Here is a 5,589-nt window from a genome sequence, read left to right as displayed (position 1 = left end):
GTCCAACGTGCGGCACCGCCGCACACCATCACCGTCGCACGACACCCCGGGCCGTGGCCCGCCGAGCCGAGAAAGAGGTGAACCATGCTGTTCCGCGCCCGTTGGGGGACGTTCCTGACCTTCGCGCTGGCGGGCCTGCTGACCGGAGTCTGGGTGGCGCGCATGCCCGCGCTGGCCGCGAAGTTCGGGGCGAGCGAGGGCGAGATCGGCATCGTCGTCCTCGTCTGGGGGCTCGGCGCGGTCGTGACCATGCAGGCGCTGCGCGGGGTGATGGCGCGGGCCGGGAGCCGCGCCGTCCTGCGGATCGCGCTGCCGCTGACCTCGCTGTCCTTCGCGGCCGTGGCGCTCGCCCCGGGCTACGGCGCGCTGCTCGGCACCGTGGTGCTGTTCGGGATGACGTTCGGGATCACCGACATCGCGATGAACGCGCAGGGCAGCGTCGTCGAGCGTGCGTACCGCCGGTCGGTGATGAGCGGCATGCACGCGGGCTGGTGCGCCGGCGCCATGAGCGGCGGCGTGTTCGGCGTCGTCACGGCCGCGGCGGGGCTGGGCTTCACCACGACCGTGCTGGCCGCCGCGCTGCTGTCGCTGCCCGCCGGCCTCGCGCTCGGCCGCACCTACCTGCCCGACCCGCCCCGCCCGGCCGCCACCGCGGCCGGGACGGGTCGCGGGGCGCGCCGCATGCCCGCCGCCGTGTACCTGATCGGCGTCCTCGGGTTCATCGCGTTCATGACCGAGGGGACGATCGCCGACTGGAGCGGCCTGCTCCTGCACGAGGAGATGGGCGCCGGCGAGGCGGTCGCGGCCGCCGGCTACCCGGTGTTCGAGCTGGCGATGCTGCTCGGGCGGCTCGTCGGCGACCGGATCCGGATGCGCGTCGGCACGCGCCGGCTGCTGACCGGTGCCGGGCTCGGCACCGCGCTCGGCATGACCGTCGTCGTCCTGGCTCCCGGGCCCGGCGTCGCGATCGCCGGGTTCTTCGTCACCGGGCTGGTGGTCTGCACGGTCGTCCCGACGACGATCTCGCTGGCCGGCACCGCCGACCCGGACCGTCCGGCCGCGGCCGTCGCGCAGGTCGGCGCGATGGGCTACGGCGGTCTCCTCCTCGGCCCGGTCGTGGTCGGGTTCCTGGCGGAGGCCACGTCCCTGCGCGTGGGCGTGGGCACGGTCGTCGTCCTGGCGCTGCTCATCGCCGCCGGCGCCCGCTTCGTCCCGCTTCGCACGAGCGTGGACGTCGCCGCCGCCGACGTTCCCGTACGGGCCGACCCGGACGACACCCGTCCCCAGCCCGTCGCGGCCTGACCCCCCGGCACGCGAAGGCCCCGGCGACGCGGTCGCCGGGGCCTTGGCCGGAGGTCACTTGCGCTTGGTGATCTCCTCGGTGAGCTGCGGCGCGACCTGGAACAGGTCGCCCACGACGCCGTAGTCGACGAGCTCGAAGATCGGCGCCTCGGGGTCCTTGTTGATGGCGACGATGGTCTTCGAGGTCTGCATGCCGGCCCGGTGCTGGATGGCACCGGAGATGCCGACCGCGATGTACAGCTGGGGCGACACGGTCTTGCCGGTCTGGCCGACCTGGAACGAGTGCGGGTACCAGCCGGCGTCGGTCGCGGCGCGGGACGCGCCGACGGCCGCGCCGAGCGAGTCGGCCAGGCCCTCGATGATCGAGAAGTTGTCGGCGCCGCCGACGCCGCGGCCGCCGGACACGACGATCGCGGCCTCGGTCAGGTCGGGGCGCTCGCCCTTCTCCTGGACGACCTTCTCCACGATCCTGGCGCCCTTGTCGGCGTCCGACAGCGTGACCGACACCTGCTCCTCGGCCGGGGAGGCCGCGGACGCCTCGGGGGCCACCGAGTTCGGCCGGACGGCGATGATCGGCGTGCCGGTCCTCACCTTGGCGTGCGTGATGATCCCGCCGCCGAAGATGGAGTGCTCGGCGACGAGGCCGTCGGTGACGTCCACGACGTCGGTGAGGACACCGGAGCCGGTCTTGACCGCGAGCCGGCCCGCGATCTCCTTGCCCTCGGCGGTCGCGGCGACCAGCACCGCGCCCGGGGACCCTTCGCTCACCAGCTGCGCCAGCAGCGCGGCCTTCGGGGCGACGACGTAGGAGGTCAGCTCCTCGTCGGCGGCCACGTAGACCTTGCCGGCGCCGTACTCGCCGAGCCGGTCCCTGGCGTTCTCGTAGCCCGGGCCGACCCATACCGCCGCCGCCTCGCCGAGCCGGTTCGCCAGCGTCAGCAGTTCGAGCGTGACCTTCTTGACCTCACCGTCGACGTGGTCGACGAGGACGAGAATCTCTGCCATTGTTCGCTAATCCCCTTCCCCGGTCAGACGAACTTCTTCGACGCGAGGAACTCGGCGATCTTCGCGCCGCCGTCGCCCTCGTCGGAGACGATCTCACCCTTGGCGCGCGGCGGCGCCTCGGCGAAGTCGACCACCTCGGTGGCGGCGTTCGCCAGGCCGACCTGCGACGCGTCGATGCCGGCGTCGCCCAGGCCGAGCGTCTCCACCGGCTTCTTCTTGGCCGCCATGATCCCCTTGAAGGAGGGGTAGCGCGGCTCGTTGATCTTCTCGACGACGCTGACGACCGCGGGCAGGCTCGCCTCGACGCGGTCGAAGCCGTAGTCGGTCTGGCGCTGCGCCTTGATGGACGTGCCATCGATCTCGACCTTGTTGGCGAGAGACACCTGCGCGACGCCGAGCCGCTCGGCGAGCATCGCGGCCAGGACGCCCGTGCGGGCGTCGGTGGACTCCGAGCCGAGCACCACCAGGTCGAAGCCGGTGCGGCCGAGGGCCTGCTGGATGGCGTAGGACGTCTGCAGCGCGTCCGAGCCGGCGAGGGCGTCGTCCACGAGGTGGACGGCCTTGTCGGCGCCCATGGCCAGGGACTTGCGGATCGAGTCGGTGGCCTTGTCGGGGCCCATGGTCAGAACGGTCACCTCGCCGCCCTGGGCCTCCTTGATGCGCAGCGCCTCTTCGATCGCGTACTCATCGAGTTCGTTGATGACGCCGTCCGCCGCTGCGCGGTCGAGCGTGCTGTCATCGGACTTCAGCTTGCGCGGGCTCTCCGTATCGGGAACCTGCTTCACCAGGACGACGATGTTCATGGCCGGTGGCCGACCTCCCTGCACTCAGTTGGCCGCCGAGGTAAGCGGCGGAGGGGCGCCGCCCCATGGCGGGTCGACGCGGACATGCTCTTCGAAGTCACAGCCTGCCAAACACCCGAACGTCCTTCGGAGCCGGGTCCCTGGAAAGGCCGTGCGCGCACCATGTTACTAGCCAGTAGGATACTGGCAAATTCCAGCTTGTGAGACCTTACCCACCTGTCCGCGGGGTTCGGCGGGTCCGCGGCGTCCCGAAAGCGGCGTGACGCACTTCACGTCTCAGAACCGGTTGACGGCGGTCTGCAGGCGGTCCATGGTGCCCTCCACCGATCCCTGGAGCCCGTACATGGGAGAGAACGTCGGGGTCAGCGCGAGGGCGCCGAGCACCGCGAGGAGGGCCGCGCCGCCGAGCACGGCGCTCGCCGCCGCGATGCGCCGCGGCCCGCGCACGGCCGACAGGAACATCCGCTCCAACTGCCGCCGCGGCGCGCTGACGCCCGGTGCCGTCCACAGCGCCGCCGCCCCCGCCCCGGCGCCGAACGCGGCGGCGTGGAGCGAGTCGATCTCCCCGCCCACCGCCGACACCGCGACGAGCCCCAGCGGGACGGCGACCGTGAACACCGCCGCGTACGGGACGGACGCGAGCGTCCGCCCGAACGCCCGCGCCAGGCCCCGCGCCCGGTCCCCCTCCCGCGCGCCGGCCGCGCGCAGCACCGTCACCGCGCCCAGCGTCAGCACGAGGCCCACGACCGGCGCGATCACCACCAGGGCGACCGCGATCACCACGACCATGGCCGCCAGCAGCCTCGCCCAGCCGCGCGCCACCCTCGATCCGTGCGCGCCGGCCGCCGTCCCGGGTGCGCGCCCGGCGGCGCCCGGTGGCGTCGGCGCGGCCGGCGGGGTCTCGGGGCGCGGCGGGACGGGCGGAGAGGGGGCCTGCGGCAGGTCCAGCCGGGACGCGGCCTCCGCCAGCTCGGCCGCGGCCGGGCGGCGGGCGGCGTCGGGGTCCGCGGCGGCGGCGACCAGCGGGCGCAACTCGGCGGGCAGGCGGTCCAGGGGCAGCGCGTCCACGGGCGGTGCGTCCGAGGGCAGTGCGTCCGAGGGCAGTGCGCCCGAGGGCGCCGGGACCGTGCCGGCCGCGGCGGACGTCACGGTCGCGGCCCATGCCAGGACGTCGCCGGCCGCTCCGGCGCCGGGTGCCAGCCCGAAGTCGACGACGACGGGCGCGTCGTCCACGATCAGGGTCGTCCCGGGGCCGAGCCGGCCGTGCGCGAGGCCGGCGGCGTGGACGGCGGCGAGGGCCTTGGCCAGCCCGAACGCGAGGCGGCGCAGGGCGTCGTGCGGCATCGGGCCCTGCTCCGCGATCGCCTCCGCGAGCGGACGCCCCGGGACGTAACGGGACACGACGTAGGGGGCCGGCCCGGCGGCGTCGCCGTCCAGGACGTCCACCACGTAGGGGCTGCGCACGTCGCGCATCCGGGCGATGTCGGGCGCGGCCCCTCCGGGGAGCAGCCGCACCGCGACGTCGCGCCCGTCCGGCCCGGCGGCGCGCTGGACGGCGCCGCTCTCACCCAGCCGGGACAGCAACCGGTAGGGGCCGATGTGCTCCTGTTGGCTCGATTCGCCGCTCATAATGGGTCGCCACCCTACCGACCGGAGCGGTACCGCCGGACCGGCTCGGGCGAGCGGTCACATGCCCGGAATGCTGGAAACGAGCTCGCGGACGTCGGCGCGCAGGCTCTCCAGGTCCTGGCTCATCCCGTCCAGGGGGGTCGTGTCCGGCGGCTGCCCCTGGGACGTGACGACCAGCACCGCCGCGAAGATACCCAGGATCAGGGCGCCGGCGAGCGCGGCCTCGGCGCGCGGCATCAGCGCTCCCCAGATCCGGGCGAGCTGCCGCCGGGGCGCGCCGCTGCCCGGCGCCAGGCAGAGCAGCCCGATCACCGCCATGACGGAGTACGCGATGGCCTTCGACGCGGTCATGTCGGACTTGGCGAAGATCAGCACGCAGAGCAGGATCAGCCCGGCCATGAGGCTGAGCGACGTCCACAGGACCGTGGACATCACCGCGCCCGGCAGGTGCAGGGGCGTGCGGAACGCGGCCGCGACCGCGTCGCCCGCCCGCGGGCCGCGCCGCGTCTGGCGGCCCTCCATGCCCTTGGCGGCCTTGTCCGCCATCCGGAGGACGAGCACGCCGCCGATCGTCACCAGGAGCGCGAGCAGCGGCACGATGTTGGCGAACCCGAGCAGCGCCACCAGGACGATGAAGCCGAGCACCCGGTACCAGCCGTAGGGCTTGTTCTTGTCCCGCTCCGCCCGTGCCTGGTCGGCCCGTGCCTGGTCCGCCCGCCGCTGCGCGTCCTGCGTCTGCTGGTCGTAGGGGCCGGGCCGCGGGGGCCCTCCGCGCTGGAGCGCCCCGGGCGGCGGAGGCTGGTTGGGCGGCGGGCCGTACTGGGGCGGGTATCCGCCCTGGGCGTAGGGG

The 5,589-nt window shown here is 74.3% G+C and carries 4 protein-coding genes and 1 pseudogene; 1 reads left to right on the top strand and 4 read right to left on the bottom strand.

Features of this window, described 5'->3' with window-relative positions; all coding sequences use genetic code 11:
• The first annotated feature begins 84 nt into the window (after positions 1–84).
• Positions 85–1,302, top strand: a complete 1,218-nt coding sequence (locus tag E1281_RS36895) for an MFS transporter (protein WP_131884339.1) — start codon at positions 85–87, stop codon at positions 1,300–1,302.
• Between the two features lie 54 nt (positions 1,303–1,356).
• Here E1281_RS36895 and E1281_RS36890 read toward each other — a convergent pair whose 3' ends face one another.
• The 4 genes and pseudogenes from E1281_RS36890 to E1281_RS36875 all read right to left on the bottom strand — a co-directional run.
• Positions 1,357–2,307 carry an electron transfer flavoprotein subunit alpha/FixB family protein gene (locus E1281_RS36890; RefSeq protein WP_131884338.1) on the bottom strand — a complete coding sequence of 317 codons (951 nt, stop codon included), beginning with the start codon at positions 2,305–2,307 and terminating at the stop codon, positions 1,357–1,359.
• A 23-nt stretch (positions 2,308–2,330) separates the two neighbouring features.
• Entirely contained in the window at positions 2,331–3,110 is a 780-nt protein-coding gene (locus E1281_RS36885; protein ID WP_131884337.1) for an electron transfer flavoprotein subunit beta/FixA family protein, read from the bottom strand.
• A gap of 276 nt (positions 3,111–3,386) precedes the next feature.
• The gene (locus E1281_RS36880; protein ID WP_131884336.1) at positions 3,387–4,739 is read right to left on the bottom strand and encodes a hypothetical protein; all 1,353 of its coding nucleotides are present in this window, start codon (positions 4,737–4,739) and stop codon (positions 3,387–3,389) included.
• A gap of 57 nt (positions 4,740–4,796) precedes the next feature.
• A pseudogene (locus tag E1281_RS36875) lies at positions 4,797–5,589 on the bottom strand (hypothetical protein); the annotation flags it as partial.

The organism is Actinomadura sp. KC345, from assembly GCF_004348515.1.
Classification (GTDB): Bacteria; Actinomycetota; Actinomycetes; order Streptosporangiales; family Streptosporangiaceae; genus Spirillospora.
Note: the sequence above shows the minus strand (reverse complement) of the source record. Positions and strands in the feature narration are given on the sequence as shown.